We start from the raw sequence: 25,068 nt of genomic DNA, 5'->3' as shown, positions 1-25,068 counted from the left end.
CCCGGCACTACTCTTGAATGCATGTCCGAGAAGGCCTATTACGTCACCACCCCGATCTACTACGTCACGGCCGCGCCGCACATCGGCAGCGCGTACACGACGGTGGCCGGGGACGTCCTGACCCGTTGGCACGCCCAGCGCGGCGAGCGCAAGTGGTACCTGACCGGTACCGACGAGCACGGCGAGAAGGTGATGCGCAGCGCGCAGGCCCAGGGCATGACCCCGAAGGAGTGGACCGACAAGCTCGTCGAGGAGGCCTGGAAGCCGGCCTGGGTGGACGTCGACATCGCGTACGACGACTTCATCCGGACCACCGAGCAACGGCACACCGAGCGGGTCCGCGAGTTCTGGCAGACGCTGTACGACAAGGGCGACGTCTACAAGGGCGAGTACGAAGGCCTGTACTGCGTGGGTTGCGAGGAGTTCAAGCTGCCCGCGGACATCCGCACCGACGAGGACGGCACCCAGCGGTGCATGATCCACGGTACGGAGCTGGAGACCGTCTCCGAGACGAACTACTTCTTCCGGCTCTCGGCGTACGCGGACAAGCTGCTCGCGCTGTACGAGGAGCAGCCCACTTTCGTCGCCCCGTCGAGCGCCCGCAACGAGGTGATCGCGTTCGTCAAGCAGGGCCTGCAGGACCTGTCGATCACCCGGTCCACGTTCGACTGGGGAATCCCGGTCCCGTGGGACGAGGACCACGTCCTGTACGTGTGGATCGACGCGCTGCTCAACTACGTGACCGCCGCCGGGTACGGGACTGATCCGGAGCGGTTCGAGGAGCTGTGGCCGGTCGACGTGCACCTGGTCGGCAAGGACATCCTGCGCTTCCACGCGGTGATCTGGCCGGCGATGCTGATGGCGGCCGGGGTGGCCGTACCGAAGCAGGTGTTCGCGCACGGCTGGCTGCTGGTCGGCGGCGAGAAGATGAGCAAGTCGAAGCTGACCGCGATCGCGCCGCACGAGATCACCGACCACTTCGGCTCGGACGCGTTCCGGTACTACTTCCTGCGCACGATCCAGTTCGGTTCCGACGGGTCGTTCTCGTGGGAGCACCTGAGCGCCGTGTACACGTCCGAGCTGGCGAACGGCCTGGGCAACCTGGCCAGCCGGATCGCGGCGATGGTCGGCAAGTACTTCGACGGCGCCCTCCCGGAGCCGGCCGACCACGGCCCGGCCGAGCAGGCGCTCGCGGACAAGCTGGCCCAGACCGTGGCCACCGCCGACAAGGCGCTGGACACGCTCGCGTTCCACGACGCCCTGGCCGCGATCAACGAGCTGGTCGGCGCCGTGAACGGCTACGTCACCGAGCAGGAGCCGTGGAAGGTCGCGAAGGACGAGACCCGGCGCGACCGCCTGGCCACGATCCTGTACTCCGCCGCCGAGGTCCTCCGCGCCGTCGCAGTCCTCCACAACCCGACGATGCCAAAGTCCGCCGCCAAGCTCTGGACCCTCCTCGGCGCCGAGGAAAAACTCGGCGCCCTCTCCGACCAGCGCATCCAGGACACCGCCACCTGGGGCCAACTCCCCCCCGGCACCACCCTCACCAAGGGCGACCCCCTCTTCCCCCGCCTCGAAGAGGCCTGAGAGTTGGTATCGCTGAAGATACTATCTTAAATGATACTATCTTCAGCGATACTCTCTGAGGAGGCTGGGTGCGGCGATTCATCGGCCGGGCGTGGGAACTGGGCGTACTGCGGGGCGCGCTCGAACGCATCGGCTCCGGCCGGGACGCGGCTCAGCCAGGGGAATGCATTCTGATCCGGGGCCGCCGAAGGGTCGGAAAGTCGAGCCTGGTCGAGGAGTTCCTGCGGACGGCGGACGTTCCGTACGTCTTCTTCACGGCAGCGGGAAGGTCAGCCGAGGACGAGCTGACCGAGCTGGCTGAGGTCGTGGCCACCTCGACCCTTCCCGACCGGGAAGTCTTCGCCGCCGAGGCGCCGAGCCAGTGGAGCGCCGCGTTGCGCCTGCTCGCGGAGCTGCTGCCGGACGATCGTCCCAGTGTCCTCGTGATCGACGAAGTCCCCTACCTGATGGATCGCGTCGACGCCTTCGAGGGTGTACTGCAGCGGGCCTGGGACCGGCTGCTCAGTCGCAAGCCGGTGCTGCTCCTGCTCGTCGGTTCGGATCTGTCGATGATGGAGTCGCTGAACAGCTACCAGCGGCCCTTTCACCAACGGGGCCGGGAGCTGGTCGTCGGGCCGCTGACCCCGGCCGATCTCGCCGACATGCTCGACCTCGAGCCGGCGGTCGCGTTGGATGCTGCTTTGGTGACCGGCGGGCTACCGCTGATCTGCCGGGACTGGAAACCGGGCGGAACGCTGCGGGACTTCCTGAAGGTCTCCCTCGGCGATCCGACCTCCGCGTTGCTGGTGTCGGCCGAGCGATCGTTGGCAGCCGAGTTCCCGCCCCAGGCGCTCGGTACGGACGTGCTGCGCGCGATCGGCAGCGGCGAACGGACGTTCAGCAACATTGCCCGATCCGCCGGCGGACTTGCTCACACCAGTCTGACCAGAGCGGTGAAGGTGTTGACGGACAAGGGGATCGTGGTCGGCGAGCTGCCGATCTCGCTCCGTCCTTCGAAGGAGCGGCGGTACCGGATCGCGGATCCCTACCTGCGATTCTGGCTCACCTTCCTGGCGCCGCACATGGCCGAGATCGAACGGATGCGTGGCGATCTGACCTTGGTCCGGATCAAGGAGAACTGGACCACCTGGCGGGGCCGGGCGATCGAGCCGCTGGTCCGTGAGGCGCTGGCCAGGTTGCTGCCGGACGACCAGTTGCCGGCGGCACCCGTCGTCGGCGGGTACTGGACCCGGAGCAACGATGTCGAGATCGATCTGGTGGGTGCCGACCACGGTCCGGTGGCGAAGGAGTTGCTGTTCCTCGGTTCGATCAAGTGGCTGGAGAACGAGCGGTTCGACGACCACGATCTGGCGGCGCTCCAACGGCACCGCGCTCGGCTGACCGACAGCCCGATCCCGCTCGTGGCCGTAGCGCGGAGCGGTGTCACGGCGAGCGGCCTGGATGCCGTCTACGGTCCGACTGAGTTGCTGGCCGGCTGGAGCACGCGTTAGCCGTTGGCGGCGGTAGCAGGAATATCAAGGTGTCTGGCCGGCTTTCTGGTAGCACAACCAATTCTTGGAGGCGGTTCGATGCGGGCGGTGGTGTTTGTGGAGTTTGGGGGGCCGGAGGTGCTTCAGGTGCGGGAGCGGGCGGAGCCGGAAGTGGGTCCGGGGCAGGTGCGGATTGCGGTGCGGGCGGCGGGGGTCAATCCGTATGACTTCAAGGTGCGCCGTGGGGATGTGCGGAGCTTTGTGAAGACGGTGTTTCCGGCGGTTCCGGGGTTTGAGGTCGCGGGGGTTGTGGATCAGGTGGGGGAGGGCGCCGCGTTCTCGGTTGGGGATGAGGTGGTGGGGTGGTCGCAGGGCGGGGCGTACGCGGAGTACGCGATCGCGGGGACCATCGCGGTGAAGCCGGCCGGGTTGAGCTGGGAGCAGGCGGCGAGTATTCCGATCGCGGGGGAGACCGCGCAGCGGGTGCTCGACGAGGTCGAGGTGAAGCCCGGTGAGACGGTGCTGATCCATGGGGCCGCGGGTGCGGTCGGGTCGGTCGCGGTGCAGTTGGCGAAGGCGGCGGGCGTGACGGTGGTTGGTACGGCGTCGGCCGCGAACCACGACTACCTGCGGTCGATCGGTGCGATTCCGGTCGCGTACGGCGCTGGGCTGGTCGAGCGCGTACGGGAGGTTGCGCCGCGGGGGATCGATGCGGTGATCGACACTGCCGGGAAGGGTGGTCTGGAGGAGTCGATCGAGCTTCGGGGTGGTACTACCGAGCGGATCGTGACGATCGCCGACTACGAGGGCGCGGGCAAGCTTGGGATCAAGACGAGCGGTGGGGGCCGGGAGCCGGAGGCGATCCGGGCCGGGCTGGCCGAGCAGTTGAAGGCGGCGGCGGACGGCAAGCTCGAGGTTCGGATTGCCGCGACGTTCGGCCTGGCGGAGGCGGGCAAGGCGCAGGAGCTGAGCGAGTCCGGTCACGCCCGCGGCAAGGTGCTCATCCTGCCGCAGGCGTAACCAAAGCCGGGCCGCCGGACAACCAGCCGGCGGGGCTTATACGTAGGCGAAGCGCGACGGCGGGGTCGGTACGTCGTCCACCCGCGGATCCCACCGATCCACGAACTGCACTCCGGCGGGGACCTCGATGCTTTCGGTCGAGGTCCAGCCACGGGTCAGTGTCCGGAAGTCCGGCACATCGGGGTGATAGTGCGGCTTCCCCGTACCAAGCGCGTCCCGAGCCATCGGCGCGCTCAGCGCCTGGTACCGGAAATCGGCCGACAACCGCAGCCGGTTCGTCCGGTTGGGCATCGCGCCATGCACGGTCAGGCTGCCGAACAAAAGCACATCCCCCGGCTGGTACGACGTCGTACGCCACTCCGGATGGTTCTCGTCGGCCTCGGCCCGCATCATCCCCGGCCCGTCCGACGCCCGCACCGGCAGCACGCCGAGCCGCGGCGACCCGGCGAACACCCGGAGCCCACCGATCTCCGGCGGCGCCTCGCTCAACGGCAGCCAGGTGGTCAGCGTGTCCACCGACCCCTGGATGAACCGGTAGTCCTGATGGATCGGCGTCGGGTTCGCGCCGGGTGACGGCGGCGCGATCCGGCAGATGTGCGCCGGGTGCGCGAACGCCTCCTCACCGAGCAACCGCCCGGCCAGCGACACCAGCTCGGGGCGTACGGCCAGCTCGTGAAACGCCTGCGTGCTCTGAATCGCCGTGTACGCACCGAAGAACCCGGCCGATCCTTCTTCGACCGCCCGGCCGGACGCGATCAGGTCCCGCGGCTCACTGTCCGGCGCGAGCCAGTCGCTGTCGTACAGAATCCGCGCCAACTGCCCGTGGACGTCCGACACCACGTCCTTCGGCAGCAGTCCCCGGAAGAACAGGTACCCGTCCCCGGCCAGCCGATCGCGCAGTACGCCGGCGTCGTCCAGGTCCCCGTACGAGTCGGTCAGTTCTTTCATTTCTCGTTTCCGATCTTGTCCATGGCGGCGGCGATGTCGCGGACGTCGACCTTGTTCAGGTACAGGTCGTTGACCGCCTTGTTGATCTCGGTCGACTTGGCCGTCCAGCCTTCGGTGATCGGCAGGTTCACGGTGCTGCCGGCCGCCGACGCGATGAACGGCTGGACGTCGATGTTCTTCTTCTTCCAGTACGCCTGGTACCCGGCGCCGGCGTCGTTCAGGGCCGGGATGATGTAGCCGGCGTCGCCCATCAGCCGTTGTGCCTTCTCCGAGCCGAGGAACGCGACCAGCTTGCCGGCCTGGTCCGGGTGCTTGGTCTTGGCGAACATCGCCTCGGCCAGGCCGTTGATCACCACGGTCCGCCCGGACGGCCCGACCGGCATCGCGGCGACGCCGATCGGGAACTTCACCTCGGGCAGCGCGAACGGCAGCAGCGCGTTGTTCGCCGGGAACATCGCCACCTCACCGCGGTAGAACATCTCGGTCGCCTGCCCGGTCGGCGGATTCGTCCGCGTACCGTCCGGGGACACCTTCCACTTGAAGATCAGGTCCCGGGCGAACTGCAGCGCCTCGACCGACTTGTCACCGGCGAAGTCGAAGGTGCCGTACGGCTTGTCGATCGCGTGCCCACCGTTCGACGCGATCCAGTTCAGCCACTGCGTCTGGCTGTGGTTCCAGGAGCAGAAGCCCCACTGCTTGCTGCCCACGGTCAGCTTGCGGGCGATCTCCAGGAAGTTGCCGGAACCGTCCGGCGCCCAGGTCAGCTCGGCCGGCATCGTGACGCCGGCCTTCTGGAACAGCGTCTTGTTGTACAGCAGGCCGACGACGCCGAGGTCCTTCGGCATCCCCAGCTGCTTGTCCTCGAACTTGTACGACTGCACGACGTTCTCGTTGTACGCGTCGAGCTTCAGCCCGGCCTTCGAGATCAGGTCGTCCAGCGGCGCGAGCACGCCCTTCGACGCGAAGTCCGGGAAGTAGTCGACGGTCAGCCAGAACACATCCGGCGCTTTGCCACTGGCCAGCTCGGTGGTGAGCTTGGTCCAGTACTGGTCCCAGGGCAGCACTTCCATCCGGACCGTGATGTCCGGGTTCTCCGCGGTGAACGCGGCGAACACTGCTTTGTAGCCCACTTCTTGCTGCTCGTCCCAGAGGCGGTAGACGAGCTCGACCTTGCCGCCGGCGCTGCTCGCCTTGTCGTTCGACGAACCGCAGCCGGCCAGCGCGAGCACACTGCCGGCGCCGATCAGGAACGTCCGCCTGGACAGGGGTTGATTCATGAGAACCTCCGCATTACTTGAGCCCGGTAACCGCGACCGAGCGGACGATGAAGCGCTGGAAGACGACGAACAGCACCAGCAGCGGCACCAGCGCGATCAGGCTGCCGGCCATCACGGCGTTGTAGTCGACGCCGACCTCGCCCTTGAACAGGGCGATGCCGACCGACAGCAGCCGCTTGTCCTCGCTGCTGGTGATGATCAGCGGCCAGAGGAAGCTGTTCCAGTTCGCGACCACGGCCAGCGTTGTGACGGTGACCAGGATCGGTTTGGACAGCGGCAGCACGATCGAGAGCAGCGTCCGGACCCGGCCGGCGCCGTCGATCCGGGCCGCGTCCTCGAGATCCGCGGGGATGCTGCGGAAGAACTGCCGGAGCAGGAAGATCGCGTACGGCGTACCGAGCATGGTCGGCAGCATCAGTCCGGCCCACGTGTCCACCAGGCCGAGCTTCTGCATCATCAGGTACAGCGGGATCATCGTGACCACCGGCGGCACCATCAAAGTCGACAAATACACCCAGAACAGCGCGTCCCGGCCCGGGAAGGACAGCCGCGCGAACGCGTACGCCGCCAGCACCGCGAACACCACCTGGCCGAGGGTGATCCCGGCCGTGACGAGCGCGGTGTTCAGCAGGTACCCGCCGAACCCGGACGCGAACAGCCGGTGGAAGGCGGCCGTACTGGGCGGCAGCCCCGGCTCCCACGGCATCGTCTCGGACAGTTGCCCGGGGCCCTTGAACGCGGTCAGCAGGGTGAGGAAGTACGGGAAGATCGCGAACACACAGCCGAGCACCAGGACGGCGTACGGGAAGATCTTCAGTTTCATCCGGACACCTCATAGGTCGTACGGCGTTCGAAGTACACGAACTGGGTGATGGTCGCGACCAGGACGACCGCGAAGAGCAGCACCGAGATCGTCGACGCGTAGCCGAAGTCGAACTTCTTGAACGCCTCTTCGTAGATCAGGTACGTGGTCACCTCGGTACTGTTGCCGGGACCGCCCTCGGTCATCACGAAGATCGTGTCGAAGGCCTGGAACGAACCGATCACGTTGGTGATCAGGACGAACAGCATCGTCGGCCGGAGCAGCGGCAGCGTGATGGTGAAGAAGTGCGCGACCGGTGAAGCACCGTCCAGGGACGAGGCCTCGCGCAACGAGGCCGGGATGTTCTGCAGGCCGGCCAGGAAGAACAGCATGTTGTACCCGGCGAACTGCCAGATGTGGACGGCGGCAACGCTCGGCATCGCCAGCACCGGCGACGACAGCCAGGCCGGACCGTCGATCCCGAACACGCCGAGGAACTGGTTCAGCGCGCCGCGCCCCGGGTCGAAGATCCAGCTCCAGACCAGACCGAGCGCGACGGGCGTAGCCATCCACGGGATCACCAGCAGCGCCCGGAAGTACTTCATCCCGCGCAGCTTCCGGTCCACCAGGAGCGCCAGCAGCAGCGAGAGGATGGTCGTACCCGGTACGCAGATCGCCACGTAGTACAGCGTGACGAGCAGCGAATGCCAGACGTCCGAGTCGGCGAACAGCTTCTGATAGTTGGCGAGCCCAACGAATTCCGGTGTCGCGAGCAACTTCCAGTCGAACAGGCTGAGCACCAGCACAATCACTACCGGCGCCAGCAGGAAGCCGAGCACGCCGACCAGGCTCGGGGCCAGCAGCGCGTACCCCGCGGCGGTCTGCCGGGCGCGTCCGCGCTGCCGCCGGCCGCGAGGGGCCGGCCTAAGCATCGGGGTCCTTGAGCGGGTGCGGACGCGGCGAACTCGGCACGAGCAGCTCGCGCGTACGGTCGATCGCCCAGTCGTCGAGCGCACCGATCGGGTCACTGGACATCCGCAGCCCCGGCCCGTCCTCGATGTGCTGCGCCCAGATCTCGCGCTCCTGGACGTCGGGCCGGACGATCAGGCAGTCGGAGTCGTTGGCCCACCAACGACCGTGCAGGAACTCGCGCGCCACCGACGTGGACCGGGCGCCGCGCTGACCCGGCTGGCTGATGTCGCCGGACGGTGGGTCGACCAACGGATCGGTGTCGGGGGAGACGCGCATCGCGTCGACCAGTCCGAGGCTCGGCAGGATCGGGGCGCCGCAGCCGTGCAGGATCCGGTTCGGTCCGACCGCTTCGCGGAGCAGCCGCAGACCATGCCGGTACGCCGTGATCCCATCGACTTGTTCGTGGCGCTGTCCTTCGATCGCGCCGGCGTACACGAAGTCGAGTTTGAAGTGGTCGTACCCCTGGCGGCAGAGCTCGGTGAACACGTCCTGGATGTGCCGCGCGGCGCCCGGGTGGGTGACGTCCAGGACAAGTTGCTCTTGGCCCCAGTTCGTCCCGGCGTTGATCCCGGGGACCAGCCAGTCCGGGTGCTTGCGCGCCGTTTCGCTGCCGCTGGCAACCAAGAACGGTGCTACCCAGATGCCGGCGCGGCGGCCGCTGGAGCGGATGTCGGCGGCCAGCCGGACGGTCGACCCGAAGTCGTCCCGCGGGGTCAGCCAGTCGCCGATCTCGCTCTGGTACCCCTCGTCGAGCAGGACCAGGTCGACGCTCAGCTCGTGCTGGTCGAACTGGCGGACGTCGTTCATCACGTCGCGTTCGGTGACCTTGCCCCAGTACGCGTACCAGCTGCACCAGGACGGACCGAACACCCGGACCGGCGGCGCACCGGCGGCGAACGTCTCGGCCCAGTCGGCGAGCGCCTGGTTCGGATTGGCGTGGGTACTGGTCGTGGTCTGGACCTCGCCGTCGGCGGAGACGACCAGCCGGTCGCCGTGGACCTCGGCCCGGATCGACGGCACCACGTCCGGGCTGAGCGCGGAGAAGACGACGACCGCACCGCCGGTCGCGACCGCGAGCAGGCCCTCGCCCTGGAACCGGCCGGCGTCGACGCCGGGGCGGTAGGCCATCACATGATGGTTGGGCGCGGTCGGCCGGGGCGGCCGGGCGTCGAGCCGGTACCAGCCGCTCGGGCTCCAGGACTGCCAGCCGTGCTCGAAGACCAGCGTGCCGGCATCAGGGGTGAGCTCGGCGACGGGAGCGAAAGGCACGAATCCCTCGATTCAGATGGGGTGCAGGATCTTGCTGCTGTGCCGCTAATCTTGGGGCGCAAATAAGGAGATCCACCATGACGGAGCCTGCTGACTTCGAGCACGATCTTGCTACCCAAGTGCTGATCGAGCTGTACAGCGAGATCCCGCCACCGAGCAAACTGGTGACCGGGCACTTCCACAGCGGCGGTGATTACCGCGTCGTCCGTCCGGACGGCGTCGGCAGCTGGTACCTGCTGTACACGGCGTCCGGCACCGGGCAGTACGCGCTCGGTGAGAACACGCTGACCCTGCGGCACGGGGACGTACTGCTGGTCAGCCCGGGCACGCCACACGACTACGGGACGGTCGGCACGTACTGGGAGTCCTGGTGGGCGCACTTCCAGCCGCGGCGGGAGTGGCACTCGTGGCTGTCGTTGCCGCAGGCAATGCCCGGGCTGTCGTACGTCCGGCTGACCAGGTCGTCGGAGACAGACCGGGTGGTGTCGGCGTTCGACCGGATGCACCGGGACGCGCAGCGCGCCGGGCTGTCGCCGACCGGTGACACCGAGTTGCACTTGCTGGAGAAGAGCGTCGCGACCGAGCTGACCATGAACGGCATCGAGGAGGTGCTGCTGACCGCGGTCGCCAGCCTGCGCCGCGAGACGCAGCACCTCGATGCCCGGGTGCATTTGGTGCTGGAGGCAATCACCGCCGACCCGGCCCGGCCGCACACACTGACCTCGCTGGCCGGGCTGGCGCAGGTGTCCGTGTCGCGGCTCGCGCATCTGTTCAAGGAGCAGGTCGGCGACTCGATCATGAACGTGGTCCTCGCGCTCCGGCTGCAGCGCGCGGCCGAGTTGCTCGGCGCGACCGACATGTCGGTAGCGCAGATCGCGGCGGCGGTCGGGTTCGACTCGCCGCACTACCTGAGCCGCCAGTTCGGCCGCCGGTACGGAATGTCACCGACGGCCCACCGGAACGCGGTCAGGAAGCCGGAGCTAGAGCTATATTGAGCTCGGTCGCGGCCGCGTAGTCGGCACCGCCGGCCAGCCCGATCAGACGTACGTACCGGGCTGTCGTACCGGCCGGGAGCCGGGCGATCTTCGCGTCGACGCTGCCGTCCCAGGACCCCTTCGCCGCCGACGTGAACGTGCTGCCGTCGGTGCTGGTTTGTACGTCGTACGACGAGATCCGGCCGTTCGGGACGTCGGCGTCCTGCCGGGGCGTGTACACGAGGGCCTCGATCGCGCGGGGCGTCTTGAGGTCGAGCATGATGTACTGCGGCAGCGGCGCGTGCGGGCTCCAGTTCGAGTGCCACATGGTGGTGCAGTTGCCGTCGAGCGCGGCTGATGCACCGTACGCAGATCCGCCCTGGCTGGTGGCCATCGCGGTCATCTCGCTCTGCGGCAGCAGGTTGAGCGGGCCGAACGGTCCGTCAGCGGGTGGCGGGGTGCCTGGGATCGCGGTCACCCGGCCCAGGTTCGGTGCCTTGAGCAACGGGTGGGTGCGGAGGTAGTTCAGGAACACTTCTTGGCCCATCCGTGGTGCTCGCACCAGGTTGGTGTATTGCTCGAAGGCCGGGTACCCGTACTGCGCGCCGTGCAAGGGCATCGCGGCGCTCGTCGTCACTCGGTACGTTCTGCCGAGCTGCAGCGGTTTCCCGTTGATCAGGACCTTCGCGGGATCTACTCGATTGCCGACTGGTTTGCCGAGGTCGTACGTGTAGCGGAAGTTGGCCGAGGTTGCCAGCGCGGACAGTCGCGTACATCCGTACGCGGGCGGAATCCACTGCTGCTCAAGGACGTCCTTGACGTTCGAGCCCTTCATGGAGAGCGTGGTGATGGGGGAGATCCCGGCCACCGGCCACGCGGCTCCGTACGTCACCGTGCCTGCTTTCAGGCCGGCCGCGATCACGTCGACGCCGAGATCGGCCGGGACCAGCGCGAAATCACCGTCGGCCTCGTCCTGGTACAGATCCGCGACCAGGTTGCCGGTCCGGCTCTCCGCCTTCGGGGCGAAGTCGAGGTCGCGATCGAGCTTCGTCAGTGGTTGCTGCTGCCGCGCGGTCCACTTGTCCATCCAGTACTTCACGATCTTCTGGATGCCCGGGTCGGGCGTCAGGTCCTTGGTGACCGCGTGGTTGGCGGCCGTGGTCGCGGAGCGGATCACGTCACCGGTCGACGGGTCGAGCGAAAGGTTCACCTCGCCGAGTACGCGACCGTGGTTGCTTGCCTCCAGCACCGGCCGGGGTACGCCGTTCGGGTCCGGGATCATGCAGTTGAACGCGGTGTGCCAATGCCCGCCCAGGATCACGTCGACGTCCGGCGAGATCGCCCGGGCGGCGTCGAAGATCGGACCAGTCGGGTTCTTGCAGTCGTTGTACAGCCCGCCCTGCTGACCGCCTTCGTGCATGCTGACCACGATCGCGTTCACGCCCTGGGCCTTCAGCTCGGCCGCGGCCCGGTTCGCCGCGTCGACGACACCCTGGAACTCGAAGCCGGAGCCCTTGATCGACAACGTCTCGGTCGGCGTACCCGGGAAGCCCAGTCCGATGAAGCCGATCCGCTGCGAGCCGGCCTGCGCGATCCAGTACGGCGGGAGTACCGGCTGCTTGCTCTTCGGGCGGACGATGTTGGCGGCGTGGTACGCGTAGTCGGTGCCGTGGAAGTTGCGGCCGGTCGAATCCTTGAAGCAGCTGTCGAAACCCGGTTTGCCGTAGCAGGCACCGGTGGTCATCCGGCGCAGGAACGGGAACTCACGGTCGAACTCGTGGTTCCCGGCCACGTCGAAGTCCATCCCGAACGCGTTCAGTACCTCGATCGTCGGCTCGTTCGCGAATGCCTGGGTGTAGTCCGGCCAGCCGCTGAACTGATCGCCGGAACCGATCAGGAAGCTGTTCGGCTTCCCGGCGCGGAGCTTGTCCAGATGCGCCTTCAGGTACCCGGCGCCGCCGACTTGCTGGGTACCGGACGGTCCGGCGATGGTCAGGTTCTCGGTCTCGGAAAGGTAGCCGTGCAGGTCGGTCAGGCTGAGGATCTGCACCGGTATGGGCGCCTGTTCAGCGGCCGCTGTCGCACTCGTCGGGCTCGGCATCGCGACGGCCGCGGCCACCAGGCCGAACGCCGCGAGGATCGAGCTGATCCGGGACTTTCTGGTCATCGGCTGCTCCTGTCAGTCGGGACACGCAACGTATGACCTGCCGCCGCGACCCGGACAGCTCCGGAGCTGCTGACTTCGTGCACGATCCGGCTGACGCGTTTCTACAAGCGCTCCGGGTACCGGCAGTCGTACGGTCGGGGTGGAAAGGAGTTCACGATGACTGGATATCTCGCGACGGCGGAGGTCGACATCGACGCGCCGGCCACCCGGGTCTGGACCGTGCTGACCGACCCGGCCGAGCTGAAGGACCTGTGGTTCGGCGCGGACGTGGAAACGGACTGGAAGGTCGGCAACCCGATCACCTGGTCCGGCGAATGGGAAGGCAAACCCTTCCAGGACAAGGGCAAAATCCTCGCGGTCGACCCCGGCCGCGTCCTCCAATTCACCCACTTCAGCCCCTTGACCGGCCAGCCGGACGTCCCCGAGAACTACCACACCCTCACCTACGAACTCACCGGCTCCACCCACCTCACCCTCACCCAAGACAACAACGCCAGCGAAGAGGAAGCAGACCACGCCCGCGGCATGTGGCAGTCCCTCCTGGCCAAGGTCAAAGAAGCCGCCGAATCCTGATGGCGGCGGGGCAGTGGCGAAACAGCCAGACAGTGGCGTCAGTAATCTGAGCCCTATGGGTGCTGATGGTGTTGAGGTGGAGCGGCCTACGCGGGAGCGGGCGGGGGTGGGGGAGGACGGGCGTGTGCGGGATCGGACGCGGCCCGCGGTGCCGGATCCGTTGCCGGTGAGTGTGGTGGATGCGCATTGTCACCTTGATATTGCGGATGGGGAGGACGGGGACTGGCTGAGCGCGGCGGAGGCCATTCGGCTGGCGGCCTCGGTTGGGGTGACCCGGATTGTGCAGGTCGGGTGTGATTTGCCCGGCGCGGTGTGGGCGGTCGAGGCGGCTACGCAGTACCCGAATCTGATCGCGGGCGTCGCGTTGCATCCGAATGAGGCGCCGAAGTTGAAGGACGCCGGTGAGCTGGACAGTGCGCTGGCCGAGATCGAGCGGCTGGCGTCGAGTTCGGACAAAGTACGGGTGATCGGCGAGACCGGGCTCGACTACTTCCGTACGGGTGCCGATGGGCAGGCCGCGCAACACGAATCGTTCGCGGCGCACATCGAGCTGGCGAAGCGGCTGGACAAGACGCTGATGATCCACGACCGGGATGCGCACGACGACATCCTGCGCATCCTGGACCGCGAGGGCGTACCCGATCGGCTGGTGATGCACTGTTTCTCCGGCGACACCGAGTTCGCCCGCGAGTGCGTCAACCGCGGCGCGTACCTGAGTTTCGCCGGCGTGGTGACCTTCAAGAACGCCCAGTCGTTGCGGAACGCGCTCGCCGTCACTCCGCTCGATCGCATCCTGGTCGAGACCGACGCCCCGTACCTGACCCCGTCGCCGTACCGCGGCAAGCCCAACGCCTCGTACTTGATCCCGCACACCGTCCGCAAAATGGCCGACGTCCTGAACATCTCCACCGCCGAACTCTGCGCCGCCCTGAACACCAACTCCGACAACGCGTTCGGAGGGTCCTGGTAATGGAGTTCAGTGAGGTCGTTCGGCGCCGGCGGATGGTGCGGAACTATGAGCCGGACCGGGCGGTGCCGGACGAGGTGCGGGAGCGGATTCTTGAGCACGGGCTGCGGGCGCCGTCCGGCGGGTTCAGTCAGGGCTGGGCGTTCCTGACGCTGGAGGGCGAGGAGCGGGAGCGGTACTGGCGGATTGCGGCCGAGGACCCGGACGAAAAGTATGTGCAATGGATCACAGGACTGCGCCGGGCGCCGCTGCTGATCCTGGCCTTCGCGCACAAGGACGCGTACCTCGATCGCTACACCGAACCGGACAAGGGCTGGACCGATCGTGACGAGGGCCGCTGGACCGCGCCGTACTGGTACGTCGACACCGGAATGGCCGTCCTGCTGATGCTGCAGACAGTGGTCGACGAAGGCCTGGGAGCCTGCTTTTTCGGGCCTCCCGCGGACAAAGTGGGCCGGCTGCTGGGTGAGTTCGGCGTACCCGAGGGGTTCGACCTGGTGGGTGTCCTTTCGATCGGCTACCGGGCCGCGGACAAGCGGTCGCCGTCCTTGAAACGAGGGCGCCGGACGACCGCCGAAGTGGTGCATCGAGGGCAGTGGGGCAATCACCAGGAGTAGCGGTCCCGTTACACCTTTTTGCGACTCGCCGGACAGGGGATTGGCACTTCCGCGTCCTCTTCGTTATTGTCCCGTGACGTTGGCCGGGATCGGGGAAGATTCCGGGCAGCACGCCCCTCGGCGTTGACCACAGGTTCCGGGCCACCAGTCCGGCGCTCGCGGCCGGTGCCAGTGCTGTCCCACCCCGTGCCCGGGTAGCCCTACCTGGGAGCGTTAGTGCGTAAGTCCATCATCGTGGCCGTCGGTGCGGCGGCCGCGTTAGCCGTCGCGGGCGGCTCGGTGGCCTATGCCACCAAGAGCAAGACGGTCTCCATCTCCGTCGACGGCCAGGTGCGGAAGGTACACACCTTCGGCTCCACCGTGGCAGACGCCCTGAAGGCGGAGAAACTTCAGGTCGGTGACCACGACGTGGTCGCGCCGAGCGCGGACAGCAAGCTCAAGGACGGCCAGGAGATCTCCGTGCAGTACGGCCGCCAGCTGACCGTCGACGCCGACGGCGTGAAGAAGGCCTACTGGACCACCGCCGACAACCTGAACGAGGCTCTCGGCGACCTGGGGCTGCGGTACGACGGCGCCCAGCTGTCCACCAGCCGGAGCGCCCCGCTCGGCCGGGAGGGTCTGCAGCTGACCGTCAAGACCCCGAAGACCGTGAACATCGTGCACCTGGGCAAGACGGTGACGATCAAGTCGCTGGCCGGCACCGTCGGTCAGGCGCTGACCGAGGCGAAGATCCGCTGGGACGCCGACGACCGGATCACCCCGGCCGCCGCCACCCCGCTGAAGCTCGGTGTGAACACGATCGGCTACGTCCAGGTCCTGCAGAAGACGGTCACCAAGAACGTCGCGGTCCCGCACGGCTCCGACAAGACCGAGTCGGCGACCCTGCTCGAGGGCACCACCAAGACCACCACCAAGGGCACCGACGGCTCCAAGGCCGTCACGTACCTGTACACCTACCTGGACGGCAAGCTGTCGGCCACGAAGGTGGTGGGGTCGAAGCTGGTGACCAAGGCGGTCGACGAGGAGATCGTGGTCGGTACCAAGCCGAAGCCGGCTGAGACCACCACCGGGACCACCGACACCAAGCCGCCGGCGACGAGCAACAGCGGCGCCTGGGACCGGATCGCGCAGTGCGAGTCCGGTGGCAACTGGGCGTCGAACACCGGCAACGGCTACTACGGCGGCCTGCAGTTCGACCACGGCACCTGGGCGGCGTACGGCGGGACCGCGTACGCGAACAACGCCAACGGTGCTTCCAAGGCGCAGCAGATCGCGATCGCGGAGAAGGTCAAGGCCGACCGCGGTGGGTACGGCGCCTGGCCGGTCTGCGGCAAGAAGGCCTGACCGGAGTGGTTTCCGGCTCTGCCAAACTGACGGGGTGACCTCGTCTGATTCATCCACCTCCGCCGGACCGAGACTTCTCGGTCCGGCGGACGTGCGTTCGCTGGCCGCGTCCCTCGGGGTCCGCCCGACCAAGCAGCGCGGGCAGAACTTCGTCATCGACCCGAACACGGTCCGGCGGATCGTCCGCGCCGCCGGGCTGACGGCGGGCGAGACGGTGCTCGAGGTCGGTCCCGGGCTCGGGTCGCTGACGCTGGCCCTGCTCGCCGAAGGGCATCGGGTGACGGCGGTCGAGATCGATCCGCTGCTGGCGCGGGCACTGCCCTCGACGATCGCCGCGTACGCGCCGGAGCAGGCTTCCGGGCTGATCGTGGTCGAGGCGGACGCGATGGACGTCGGGCCGGCGGAGATCGGTGCTCCGACGGCGTGCGTGGCCAACCTGCCGTACAACGTCGCCGTGCCGGTGCTGCTGCATCTGCTGCAGGTGTCCGACTCGCTGCGGCACGGGCTGGTGATGGTGCAGTCCGAGGTCGCGGACCGGCTGGCCGCGGGGCCTGGGTCGCGTACGTACGGGGTGCCGTCCGCGAAGGCGGCCTGGTACGCGGACGTACGCCGCGCCGGGCCGATCGGGCGGAACGTGTTCTGGCCGGCACCGAACGTGGATTCCGGGCTGGTCGCCTTCGAGCGGCGCGAACCGCCGGTGACGACGGCCAGTCGCGAGGAGGTGTTCGCGGTGATCGAGGCGGCGTTCTCGCAGCGGCGGAAGACGGTCCGGTCGGCGCTGGCCCGCTGGATGCCGGACCGCGACCGCCTGGACGAGGTGTTCGCGAGCACCGGGATCGACCCGCGGTTGCGCGGCGAAATGCTCGGGATCACCGAGTTCGCCGCCCTCGCCGGTGCAGGTCGGACTGCCTGAGGCACTAGCCTGTGCGACGTGCCACCTTCTGCTGAGGTCACGGTGCGGGCGCCGGCCAAGATCAATCTCGGTCTGTCCGTCGGTCCGCCGCGCCCGGACGGCTTCCACCCGGTCGCCACGGTGTACCAGGCCGTTGCCCTGTACGACGACGTGACCGCGACCGTCCGCGACGACGACGGCGACGTCACGGTCGAGATCGTGGGTGACTTCGCGGCCGACGTACCGACCGGCGAGACGAACCTCGCGGTCAAGGCGGCGCGGCTGCTGCAGGCCGAGTACGACGTGGACGAGGGCGTCGACCTGTCGATCCGGAAGACCATCCCGGTCGCGGGTGGGATGGCCGGCGGTTCGACCGACGCGGCGGCGACGCTGGTGGCGTGCAACCGGTTGTGGGGGCTGCAGCTGACCCAGACCGAGCTGCAGCATCACGCCGCCGAGCTCGGCAGCGACGTACCGTTCTGCCTGGTCGGCCACACCGCGCTCGGCCAGGGCCGTGGCGAGCAGGTCACCGAGGTGATGTCCCGCGGGACCTTCCACTGGGTGTTCGCGATCGCCGACGGCGGTTTGCCGACCCCCGAGGTGTACGGCGAACTGGACCGGATGCGCCCGCTCCGCCGGGTCGAACCGCCCCAGGTCCGCCCCGAGCTGCTCTCCGCCCTGCTGTCCGGCCGCCCCGGCGCCCTCGCGGTTGCCCTCGGCAATGACCTGCAGGCGGCCGCGCTGTCGCTGCGCCCCGAGCTGGGCGAAACCCTCCAGTTCGGCCTCGACCAGGGCGCCCTGGCCGCCCAGATCTCCGGCTCCGGCCCCACCTGCCTGTTCCTCGCCGCCGACAGCCGCAGCGCCGTGGACCTGGCCGTGGAACTCGCCGAATCCGGCCTCTGCCGCATGGTCCGCCAAGCCGAAGGCCCAGTCCCCGGCGCCCGAATCCTCCCCGCCATCGTCAACCGGTAGTACACTTAGCTAAGTGGACTAAGGAGGTTGGATGGCGGAGCAGGCGCAGTACAACATCCACGAGGCGAAGACGCAGTTGTCCCGGATCATCGAACGGGTCGAGCACGGCGAAGAAGTCGTCATCAGCCGTGCGGGACACCCGGTCGCGAAGGTCGTCCCACTGCCGACCACTCACCGACGCACTGGTTGGGGTTCGCTTGCCGGGGAGGTCAGCTGGGCCGACGACTGGGACTCCACCAGCACCAATGAAGCGATCGCTGACGACTTCGGCATGTCGTCGTGAGCGCCGCCGGATCAGGCCGATTGCTGCTCGACACGCACGTGTTGCTGTGGTGGCTGGTGGGCAGTCCTGAGCTGTCGGGGGAATTGAAAGAGAAGATCGACACCGAGCTCGAGGTGTATGTGAGTTCGGCATCGGAGTGGGAGCTCTCGATCAAGAAAGCGTCTGGAAAGCTGACATTGCCGGACGATCTGGTCGACTGGATTCGCCGCGGCGGCCTGAGCGAGTTGCCGATCACCATGCAGCACGCTGACCTCGCCGGGCAGTTGCCACTCATCCACCGCGATCCGTTCGACCGGATGCTGATCGCCCAGGCATTGGCCGAGAAGCTCACCTTGGTCACCAGGGACGGCTTCATCCGGCAGTACGAGGTGCCGACGATCGTCGCCTGAAATTCGTTCGCGAACTGTTGGTGGTTGCCCTAGGGTCCGAAGAACCAGAGCTAGTTGTCATGAGACAGGAGACCGGGATGCGCCGCGTTGTGATCGACCGCATTGGTACTGATCGCTTCGAGGTAATCGCGAGGACTCTTGAACTCATTGACGATGGGTATTGTGGCGCATGTCGACGCCGGTAAGACCAGCCTGACCGAGCGGCTTTTGCATGCCGCCGGGGTGATCGACCGGGTCGGGCGGGTGGACGACGGGAACACCCAGACCGACTCGATGGAGCTCGAGCGGCAGCGCGGGATCACGATCCGGTCCGCGGTGGTGGCGTTCGCGCTCGGCGACCTTCCGGTCAACCTGATCGACACCCCCGGACACTCGGACTTCATCGCCGAGGTCGAGCGCGCGCTGTCCGTACTGGACGGTGCGGTGCTGGTGATCTCCGCGGTCGAAGGCGTCCAGCCACAGACCCGGCTGCTGATGCGTACGCTGCACCGGCTGCACATCCCGACCCTGCTCTTCGTGAACAAGATCGACCGCGTCGGTGCCCGGTACGACGAGCTGCTCGCCGACATCCGGCGACTGCTGACGCCGGCCGCCGTACCGATGGGAACTGTCACGGACCTCGGGATGCGTTCCGCCCGGTTCAAGCCGGCGCCGGTACGGAACCCCGTGCTCGGCGAGGTGCTTGCCGAGCGGGACGACGACTTCCTGGAGCGGTACTTGGAAGAAGCCGAGCCCGACTACGCGACCGAGCTGCGCCGGCAGGTCGCGCGGGGCGTGGTGCATCCGGTGTATTTCGGCTCGGCGATGACCGGTGACGGCGTACCCGAGCTGATCGACGGCATCCGTTCCTGGTTGCCGCGAGCAACCACATCGCCGGAAGATCCTTTGCAGGCAAGGGTGTTCAAGGTGGAGCGTGGCGCGGCTGGGCAGAAGATCGCGTCCGCACGGATCATCGGCGGCGCATTGACGGCGCGTACGCCGGTGGACGTTCATCCGGTCGACGGGGCCGCGTACCAGACTCGTCCGAGCGGGATCGAGGTGTTCGAGCAGGGCGGCCGGCATCCGGTCGATCGTGCCGAGGCCGGCCAGATCGTGGCATTGCGGGGACTGAAGAGCATCCGGATCGGGGATCAGCTCGGCGTACGCGGCGGGCAGGTCGCGCGGTTGTTCGCACCGCCGACGCTGGAAACCGTGGTGAGTGCGCGTGACCGGGTCAGGCTCTTCCAGGCGCTGACCCAGCTGGCCGAGCAGGACCCGTTGATCCGCGTCCGCAAGGCCGATGAGATCACCGTCAGCCTGTACGGCGAAGTACAGAAGGAAGTGATCGCGTCGCTGCTCGCGACCGAGTACGGCGTCGAGGTCACGTTCAGCGCGACCACACCGATCCATGTCGAGCAGCTGATCGGCACGGGCAGCGCGCTGCGCGAGATCACCGCGCCGCAGAACCTGTGGGCGGCCGGCGTCGGTTTCCGGGTGTCACCGGTTGCCGAGGGCATCGAGTACGAGCTGGAGGTGGAGCTCGGCGGCCTGCCCCGGGCGTTCCACAACGCGATCGAGGAAACCGTCCGGCAGACGCTGCATCAGGGGTTGTTCGGGTGGGAGATCCCGGACATCCACGTGGCGCTGACGCATACCGCGTACTACAGCCCGGTGACCGTCGCCGCGGACTTTCGCAGACTGGTCCCGCTGGTGCTGATGCAGGCGATCGCGGAGGCGGGTACGCGGGTGATGGAGCCGGTGAATCAGTTCGAGCTGGACGTACCGGCGGAGACGATCTCGCGCGTACTGGCGCATGTCGCGGAACATCGCGGCGTGGTCACCCGGACGAACCTCACCGAAACCCAGGCGCACCTGGAAGGCACGATCCCAGCCGCGACCACGCACGGCTTCGAGTCGGCGCTACCGACGCTCAGCCACGGTGAGGGGATGCTCGCGACCGCCTTCCACGCGTACGTTCCGGTCACCGGACCGCCCGCGACCCGCACTCGAATCGACGGAAACCCGCTGAACGAAAAGGAGTACCTCATCCACCTGAATCAGTCGAACCGCTGAAGGATGTCGTGGATCTCGGCGACCGTCTCGGGGCGGTCGGGCGAGTTGGCGGTGATACTGAGCAACTCGCGCAGGTGGAGCAGCGGGGTACGGGACCGCCAGCCGGGATCGAGCGGGTGGACCTCTTCGTAGGCGGCGAAGAAGTCGTCTGAGAGCTTGCCGTAGATGAGGAGCGTGGCGAGATCGGACTCGGGCCAGCCGTAGTGGACGGCGGGATCGATGATCGCGGGCGTGCCGTCAGGCCCGGGCAGCATGTTGGCGTGCCAGAGGTCGCCGTGGAGGAGCGACGGCGGCTGCGGTGGAATCAGGTCGGCGAGCCGGTTGGCAAGGCGTTCCAGCCGGCGCCGATCCTCGAGCGGGACCTGATGATGGCAGTTGGGGTCTTCGAGGAAGCGCAGCAGCCGGTGCTCGGCGAAGAACGCGTGACCGTCGGTCATCCACGGATTCCGCTGCGCCAACGTGCCCAGGTAGTTGTCCTGGTGGTACCCGAACTTGTCCGCCGTCTGCTCGTGCTGCAGCGCCAACGCCCGCCCGGCATCCGCCCAGTACATAGCCGTCGGCGCCGCCGTCCCGAGGTCCGTCAGCACGATGAACCCGGGCGTGACCCGCAACACCTCCGGCACGACGAACCCACCCGGCATCCGCAGCGCGTCCAGCCCGTCCGCTTCCAGCGCGTACAGGTCGGGCGGCAGGTTGTCCTGCGTTTTCACGACCACCGATTTCCCCAGCGTGGTGCGTACGCGGTACGTCTTGCTGGCGTACCCGCCTTCCAGCGGATCGGCCGAAATCGGGTCGCCCAGGCAGAGGCCGTCGAGCCAGGCAGGAGTCAGCACCCGGATGATCCTGGCACGAGGGCGGCACGCCCGCGGCGGTCGGCTACCCTGGGGCGCGTTATGCAGGCACCTAACTTGGTCAATCTGGAAGCTGTTTCCAAGGGCTTCGGGACTCGAACACTGCTTGACTCGGTCAGTCTCGGCGTCGGCCGGGGTGAGCGGGTGGGCGTGGTCGGGCGGAACGGCGACGGCAAATCGACGCTTCTGCAGCTCCTGGCCCGGCAGTTGGAGCCCGACGCCGGCCGGATCACGCAGAACCGGGACCTGCGGCTCGGGTACCTCGGGCAGAGCGACGATCTCGACCCCGAGCAGACCGTGCTGCACGCGGTCCTCGGCGATGTCGAGACGTACACCTGGGCAGCCGATCCGCGCGCACGCTCGGTGATGGAGCACTTGCTCGGCGAGGTCGACCACGAAGCACTGGTCGGCAGCTTGAGCGGTGGTGAGCGCCGGCGCGCGTCGCTGGCCCGGCTGCTGCTGACCGACGTCGACCTGCTGGTACTCGACGAGCCCACCAACCACCTCGACATCGAAGCGGTCAGCTGGCTGGCCGGACACGTCACGGATCGCGCCGGCGCACTGATCGTGGTCACCCACGACCGCTGGTTCCTGGACGCCGTCTGCACGGTCACCTGGGAGGTCCAGGGCGGTCGCATCACCTCGTACGACGGTGGGTACGCCGCCTATGTGCTGGCGAAGGCCGAGCGCGCCCGCACGGCACAGGTGACCGAGGCCAAGCGGCAGAACCTGCTGAACAAGGAGCTCGCCTGGTTGCGGCGCGGTGCACCGGCCCGTACGTCCAAGCCGAAGTTCCGGATCGACGCCGCGAACGCGCTGATCGCCAACGAGCCGCCGCCGCGCGACAAGCTGGCCCTGTCGCAGCTCGCGACCGCGCGGCTGGGCAAGGACGTCTTCGACGTCGAGGACGTCAGCTTGAGCTTCGGTGACCGGACGATGCTGGACCACGTCACGTTCCGGCTCGGCCCGGCCGACCGGATCGGTCTGCTCGGCCCGAACGGAGCCGGCAAGACCACGTTCCTCAAGGTCCTGACCGGGCAGCTCGCTCCGGACCGGGGCCTGGTCAAGCAGGGCAAGACGGTACGCGTCGCGAACCTGTCCCAGACGCTCGAGGAGATCGACGGCTCGGTCACCGTGCTCGACCACATCACCGCGATCCGGCGGACGGCCGCGCTGGCGGGCCGGGGCGGCGAGCTGACGTCGTCACAACTGCTCGAACGGTTCGGATTCACCGGTGACAAGCTGACGACGCGGATCTCGGACCTGTCCGGTGGCGAGCGGCGCCGGCTGCAGTTGCTGCGCATCCTGCTGGACGAGCCGAACGTACTGATCCTGGACGAGCCGACCAACGACCTGGACGTCGAGACGCTGACCGTGCTCGAGGATTTCCTCGACGGCTGGCCCGGCGTGGTGGTCACGGTGACGCACGACCGGTACTTCCTGGAGCGGGTCAGCGACCTGGTTTACGCGATCATGGGTGATGGCCGGGTGCGGCATCTGCCGCGCGGTGTCGAGCAGTATCTGGACGAACTCGAGGCCGGAATTCCGCGCCGCTCCCGGTCGAATGTGTTGACACCGGCGCCCGCGATGTCCAGTGATTTGCCGGCCGCGGACAATCCGGAAAGTGCGGCGCCGGTTGTTGACGTGGCAGCGGCCCGGGCGGCGAAGAAGGAGCTGAACCGGATCGAACGGCAGCTCGCGAAGCTGACCGAGAGCGAGCGGAAACTGCACGACCAGCTCGCGGTCAATGCGAGCGACTACGCCCGGCTGGCCGAGCTGGACGCCGAGTTGCGCAAGCTCGCGGATGAGCGCGGCGAACTGGAAACAGCCTGGTTCGAAGCGGCGGAACGCGCCGAATAGCAGGGTTTTCGAGCCACGGCGCCCCTCCGATCCCCTGTGATTCGGAGGGGGCGCCGAGCTCGTGGGTGAGCGGGCCCCGTGCCGGTCGGCGTTGTTCGGGCCCCGAGCCCCGGACACCGCGCGACCGCATTCGGCGGACCACCTCTTGCCGCCGAAGTCACCGTCGTTCTGACATTTTGTAGTCGGTTAGCCACCGACGGTGATGACCCTAGACCGGGTCCTCACTCAGTGTCGATAGTCGTCGGCTACAGCAGTCTCACGATCTCGTTGCAACTAGCAACGATCGGAACCGGGCCGAAGTGACGGGTCGTCTTTTCGGATAATTCCAGCACAATTCCGTCCCGCTTTGTCAGTACCAGGTATCGGCATTGTCGACGCGTTGAAACCGGGTGTTTTCGCGGCTCAGTGTTTTTCCTGGTCGAAGGGCCGGACGAGTTCGCGCAGCACCCGGGCGATGCGCAGCTGGTCGCGCTCGCTCAGCGACCCGAGCAGCGCCCGCTCATGGGTGAGCAGGTCAGCCATCGCCGCGTCCACCGCGTCCCGGCCGGCCGGGGTCAGCTGGACCAGCACGCCGCGCCGGTCGCTCGGGTCGGGCAGTCGCTCGACCAGGCCGCGCGCGGTCAGCCGGTCGACCCGGTTCGTCATCGTGCCGGAGGTGACCAGGGTTTCCTTCAGCAGCTTGCCGGGGGAGAGTTGGTACGGAGCGCCGGCCCGGCGGAGCGCCGCCAGTACGTCGAACTCCCACGACTCCAGCCCGTGCGTGTCGAACGCCTGGCTGCGGGCCCGGTCCAGGTGCCGGGCCAGGCGGCTGACCCGGGACAGCACCTCCATCGGTGCCACGTCGAGGTCCGGCCGCTCCCGGCGCCAGGCCTCGATCAGCCGGTCGACCTCGTCCTCCATACGTCGAGACTACCCATCAAGACTCTTGACATCAAGACAAGTCGCGTGGTTAAAGTATCTCGACGTCAAGATAAAATTTCAGCCGAGAGGGGCAGAACCGATGCGTACGTCACCGGTGTGGAGTCCAGAGCAGTACGGCACGTACGCCGACGAGCGCGCCCGCCCGTTCCGGGATCTGGTCGAACGAGTGCGTGCGGACGACGTACGCACCGTGGTCGATCTCGGCTGCGGACCGGGCGCGCTGACCGCGACGCTGCGCCAGGTCTGGCCGGACGCGGTGATCCGGGGGATCGACAGCTCGCCGCAGATGCTCGAAGCAGCCGGGCAGTACGCCGACGAGCGGCTGTCCTTCGAGCTCGGCGACGTTCGCAACTGGGCGGTCGAGCCGGAGTCGCTGGACGTGATCGTCACGAACGCGACGCTGCAGTGGGTGCCCGAGCAGCTCGACCTGCTGCCCGGCTTCGTCCGTGCGCTGCGGCCGGGCGGGTGGCTGGCGATCCAGATCCCGGGGAACGGCAACGCGCCGTCGCATGCGATTCTGCGCGAGCTGGCCGGTACGGAGCCGTACGCCCAGTACGCGAAGGATGCGTCGCTGCGACCGGACGTACCTGGGCCGGCCGAGTACGTCGACGTGCTCAGTGCGGAGGGCTGTGTGGTGGATGCATGGGAGACGACGTACTTCCACTTGCTGTCCGGCGACAACGCCGTGCTGGAGTGGGTGAAGGGCACCGGCGCGCGTCCCGTACTGCAGTCGCTGCCCGATCACGTACGGCCGCGGTTCGAGGCGGAATACGGCGCGCGGCTGGCGGCGGCGTACCCACAGAAGGCGTACGGGACGCTGCTGCCCTTCCGCCGGATCTTCGCCGTGGCACGGAAGGCGTGA

Annotated in this window: 23 protein-coding genes; 15 read left to right on the top strand and 8 right to left on the bottom strand. The window is 67.7% G+C overall.

All coding sequences use genetic code 11. The features are described 5' to 3' along the window. The first annotated feature begins 21 nt into the window (after positions 1-21). From metG to ABD260_RS20945, 3 genes are all read left to right on the top strand, one after another. Positions 22-1,587 (top strand): methionine--tRNA ligase, encoded by a 1,566-nt coding sequence (metG, locus tag ABD260_RS20955; protein ID WP_344235375.1) that lies wholly within the window; start codon positions 22-24, stop codon positions 1,585-1,587. Between the two features lie 68 nt (positions 1,588-1,655). Beyond that, positions 1,656-3,077, top strand: coding sequence for an ATP-binding protein (locus ABD260_RS20950; RefSeq protein ID WP_344235373.1), 1,422 nt, complete (start codon positions 1,656-1,658; stop codon positions 3,075-3,077). A 126-nt stretch (positions 3,078-3,203) separates the two neighbouring features. Then, positions 3,204-4,076: an NADP-dependent oxidoreductase gene (locus ABD260_RS20945; RefSeq protein WP_344235371.1), complete on the top strand. Its 873-nt coding sequence runs from the start codon at positions 3,204-3,206 to the stop codon at positions 4,074-4,076. A 36-nt stretch (positions 4,077-4,112) separates the two neighbouring features. On the opposite strand, the gene ABD260_RS20940 is transcribed toward ABD260_RS20945, so the two are convergent. The 5 genes from ABD260_RS20940 to ABD260_RS20920 are packed head-to-tail and all read right to left on the bottom strand — an operon-like array spanning position 4,113 to position 9,344. Then, positions 4,113-5,024, bottom strand: coding sequence for a phytanoyl-CoA dioxygenase family protein (locus ABD260_RS20940; protein ID WP_344235369.1), 912 nt, complete (start codon positions 5,022-5,024; stop codon positions 4,113-4,115). Then, on the bottom strand, positions 5,021-6,301 hold the full coding sequence (locus tag ABD260_RS20935) for an ABC transporter substrate-binding protein (RefSeq protein WP_344235367.1): 1,281 nt from the start codon (positions 6,299-6,301) through the stop codon (positions 5,021-5,023). The genes ABD260_RS20940 and ABD260_RS20935 overlap by 4 nt, the downstream gene beginning before the upstream one ends. Before the next feature lie 13 nt (positions 6,302-6,314). Next, positions 6,315-7,124: a carbohydrate ABC transporter permease gene (locus tag ABD260_RS20930; protein WP_344235365.1), complete on the bottom strand. Its 810-nt coding sequence runs from the start codon at positions 7,122-7,124 to the stop codon at positions 6,315-6,317. Then, positions 7,121-8,035, bottom strand: coding sequence for a carbohydrate ABC transporter permease (locus tag ABD260_RS20925; RefSeq protein WP_344235363.1), 915 nt, complete (start codon positions 8,033-8,035; stop codon positions 7,121-7,123). The genes ABD260_RS20930 and ABD260_RS20925 overlap by 4 nt, the downstream gene beginning before the upstream one ends. After that, positions 8,028-9,344: a glycoside hydrolase family 36 protein gene (locus ABD260_RS20920; RefSeq protein ID WP_344235361.1), complete on the bottom strand. Its 1,317-nt coding sequence runs from the start codon at positions 9,342-9,344 to the stop codon at positions 8,028-8,030. The genes ABD260_RS20925 and ABD260_RS20920 overlap by 8 nt, the downstream gene beginning before the upstream one ends. A 77-nt stretch (positions 9,345-9,421) precedes the next feature. On the opposite strand from ABD260_RS20920, the gene ABD260_RS20915 reads away from it, so the two are divergent. Further along, on the top strand, positions 9,422-10,339 hold the full coding sequence (locus ABD260_RS20915; RefSeq protein ID WP_344235360.1) for a helix-turn-helix domain-containing protein: 918 nt from the start codon (positions 9,422-9,424) through the stop codon (positions 10,337-10,339). Here ABD260_RS20915 and ABD260_RS20910 read toward each other — a convergent pair. Continuing rightward, positions 10,311-12,485, bottom strand: coding sequence for a discoidin domain-containing protein (locus ABD260_RS20910; RefSeq protein WP_344235358.1), 2,175 nt, complete (start codon positions 12,483-12,485; stop codon positions 10,311-10,313). The genes ABD260_RS20915 and ABD260_RS20910 overlap by 29 nt on opposite strands. Before the next feature lie 156 nt (positions 12,486-12,641). Between ABD260_RS20910 and ABD260_RS20905 the strand changes: the two genes are divergently transcribed. From ABD260_RS20905 to ABD260_RS20865, 9 genes are all read left to right on the top strand, one after another. Continuing rightward, positions 12,642-13,058 carry an SRPBCC family protein gene (locus ABD260_RS20905; protein WP_344235356.1) on the top strand — a complete coding sequence of 139 codons (417 nt, stop codon included), beginning with the start codon at positions 12,642-12,644 and terminating at the stop codon, positions 13,056-13,058. Positions 13,059-13,113: 55 nt separating this feature from the next. Next, positions 13,114-14,028 carry a TatD family hydrolase gene (locus tag ABD260_RS20900; RefSeq protein ID WP_344235354.1) on the top strand — a complete coding sequence of 305 codons (915 nt, stop codon included), beginning with the start codon at positions 13,114-13,116 and terminating at the stop codon, positions 14,026-14,028. Next, a complete protein-coding gene (locus ABD260_RS20895) occupies positions 14,028-14,642 on the top strand; it encodes a nitroreductase family protein (protein ID WP_344235352.1) in 615 nt (204 codons plus the stop codon). Before ABD260_RS20900 ends, ABD260_RS20895 begins: the two co-directional genes overlap by 1 nt. 216 nt (positions 14,643-14,858) lie before the next feature. Next, complete coding sequence (locus ABD260_RS20890) at positions 14,859-15,986, top strand: resuscitation-promoting factor (RefSeq protein ID WP_344235350.1); 1,128 nt, start codon at positions 14,859-14,861, stop codon at positions 15,984-15,986. A gap of 34 nt (positions 15,987-16,020) precedes the next feature. Further along, complete coding sequence (gene rsmA / locus ABD260_RS20885) at positions 16,021-16,899, top strand: 16S rRNA (adenine(1518)-N(6)/adenine(1519)-N(6))-dimethyltransferase RsmA (RefSeq protein WP_344235348.1); 879 nt, start codon at positions 16,021-16,023, stop codon at positions 16,897-16,899. A gap of 18 nt (positions 16,900-16,917) precedes the next feature. Further along, positions 16,918-17,850, top strand: coding sequence for a 4-(cytidine 5'-diphospho)-2-C-methyl-D-erythritol kinase (locus ABD260_RS20880; protein ID WP_344235346.1), 933 nt, complete (start codon positions 16,918-16,920; stop codon positions 17,848-17,850). 31 nt (positions 17,851-17,881) lie between these two features. Beyond that, positions 17,882-18,133, top strand: a complete 252-nt coding sequence (locus ABD260_RS20875; RefSeq protein ID WP_344235344.1) for a type II toxin-antitoxin system Phd/YefM family antitoxin — start codon at positions 17,882-17,884, stop codon at positions 18,131-18,133. After that, a complete protein-coding gene (locus ABD260_RS20870) occupies positions 18,130-18,522 on the top strand; it encodes a type II toxin-antitoxin system VapC family toxin (protein ID WP_344235342.1) in 393 nt (130 codons plus the stop codon). Before ABD260_RS20875 ends, ABD260_RS20870 begins: the two co-directional genes overlap by 4 nt. Before the next feature lie 153 nt (positions 18,523-18,675). After that, positions 18,676-20,574 carry a GTP-binding protein gene (locus ABD260_RS20865; RefSeq protein WP_344235340.1) on the top strand — a complete coding sequence of 633 codons (1,899 nt, stop codon included), beginning with the start codon at positions 18,676-18,678 and terminating at the stop codon, positions 20,572-20,574. Here ABD260_RS20865 and ABD260_RS20860 read toward each other — a convergent pair. Continuing rightward, positions 20,559-21,407, bottom strand: coding sequence for a fructosamine kinase family protein (locus ABD260_RS20860; protein ID WP_344235338.1), 849 nt, complete (start codon positions 21,405-21,407; stop codon positions 20,559-20,561). The two genes, ABD260_RS20865 and ABD260_RS20860, sit on opposite strands and share 16 nt — an antisense overlap. Positions 21,408-21,467: 60 nt before the next feature. Here ABD260_RS20860 and ABD260_RS20855 point away from each other — a divergent pair, with 60 nt between their 5' ends. Then, positions 21,468-23,285, top strand: a complete 1,818-nt coding sequence (locus tag ABD260_RS20855) for an ABC-F family ATP-binding cassette domain-containing protein (protein ID WP_344235336.1) — start codon at positions 21,468-21,470, stop codon at positions 23,283-23,285. A 402-nt stretch (positions 23,286-23,687) separates the two neighbouring features. On the opposite strand, the gene ABD260_RS20850 is transcribed toward ABD260_RS20855, so the two are convergent. Further along, positions 23,688-24,185 carry a MarR family winged helix-turn-helix transcriptional regulator gene (locus ABD260_RS20850; RefSeq protein WP_344235334.1) on the bottom strand — a complete coding sequence of 166 codons (498 nt, stop codon included), beginning with the start codon at positions 24,183-24,185 and terminating at the stop codon, positions 23,688-23,690. Between the two features lie 100 nt (positions 24,186-24,285). Here ABD260_RS20850 and ABD260_RS20845 point away from each other — a divergent pair, with 100 nt between their 5' ends. Continuing rightward, a complete protein-coding gene (locus ABD260_RS20845) occupies positions 24,286-25,068 on the top strand; it encodes a methyltransferase domain-containing protein (RefSeq protein ID WP_344235332.1) in 783 nt (260 codons plus the stop codon).

The organism is Kribbella hippodromi, assembly GCF_039531045.1.
GTDB lineage: Bacteria > Actinomycetota > Actinomycetes > Propionibacteriales > Kribbellaceae > Kribbella > Kribbella hippodromi.
The sequence above is the reverse complement of the archived record's forward strand: the minus strand, read 5'-3'. Positions and strand labels throughout refer to the sequence as shown.

What these genes read in the sequence shown, in the direction of transcription:
- metG (WP_344235375.1), top strand. Translation starts at nt 22, where the DNA reads ATGTCCGAGAAGGCCTATTACGTCACCACCCCGATCTACTACGTCACG.
- ABD260_RS20940 (WP_344235369.1), bottom strand. Translation starts at nt 5,024, where the DNA reads ATGAAAGAACTGACCGACTCGTACGGGGACCTGGACGACGCCGGCGTA.
- ABD260_RS20935 (WP_344235367.1), bottom strand. Translation starts at nt 6,301, where the DNA reads ATGAATCAACCCCTGTCCAGGCGGACGTTCCTGATCGGCGCCGGCAGT.
- ABD260_RS20930 (WP_344235365.1), bottom strand. Translation starts at nt 7,124, where the DNA reads ATGAAACTGAAGATCTTCCCGTACGCCGTCCTGGTGCTCGGCTGTGTG.
- ABD260_RS20925 (WP_344235363.1), bottom strand. Translation starts at nt 8,035, where the DNA reads ATGCTTAGGCCGGCCCCTCGCGGCCGGCGGCAGCGCGGACGCGCCCGG.
- ABD260_RS20915 (WP_344235360.1), top strand. Translation starts at nt 9,422, where the DNA reads ATGACGGAGCCTGCTGACTTCGAGCACGATCTTGCTACCCAAGTGCTG.
- ABD260_RS20910 (WP_344235358.1), bottom strand. Translation starts at nt 12,485, where the DNA reads ATGACCAGAAAGTCCCGGATCAGCTCGATCCTCGCGGCGTTCGGCCTG.
- ABD260_RS20905 (WP_344235356.1), top strand. Translation starts at nt 12,642, where the DNA reads ATGACTGGATATCTCGCGACGGCGGAGGTCGACATCGACGCGCCGGCC.
- ABD260_RS20900 (WP_344235354.1), top strand. Translation starts at nt 13,114, where the DNA reads ATGGGTGCTGATGGTGTTGAGGTGGAGCGGCCTACGCGGGAGCGGGCG.
- ABD260_RS20895 (WP_344235352.1), top strand. Translation starts at nt 14,028, where the DNA reads ATGGAGTTCAGTGAGGTCGTTCGGCGCCGGCGGATGGTGCGGAACTAT.
- ABD260_RS20875 (WP_344235344.1), top strand. Translation starts at nt 17,882, where the DNA reads ATGGCGGAGCAGGCGCAGTACAACATCCACGAGGCGAAGACGCAGTTG.
- ABD260_RS20865 (WP_344235340.1), top strand. Translation starts at nt 18,676, where the DNA reads ATGGGTATTGTGGCGCATGTCGACGCCGGTAAGACCAGCCTGACCGAG.
- ABD260_RS20855 (WP_344235336.1), top strand. Translation starts at nt 21,468, where the DNA reads ATGCAGGCACCTAACTTGGTCAATCTGGAAGCTGTTTCCAAGGGCTTC.
- ABD260_RS20850 (WP_344235334.1), bottom strand. Translation starts at nt 24,185, where the DNA reads ATGGAGGACGAGGTCGACCGGCTGATCGAGGCCTGGCGCCGGGAGCGG.
- ABD260_RS20845 (WP_344235332.1), top strand. Translation starts at nt 24,286, where the DNA reads ATGCGTACGTCACCGGTGTGGAGTCCAGAGCAGTACGGCACGTACGCC.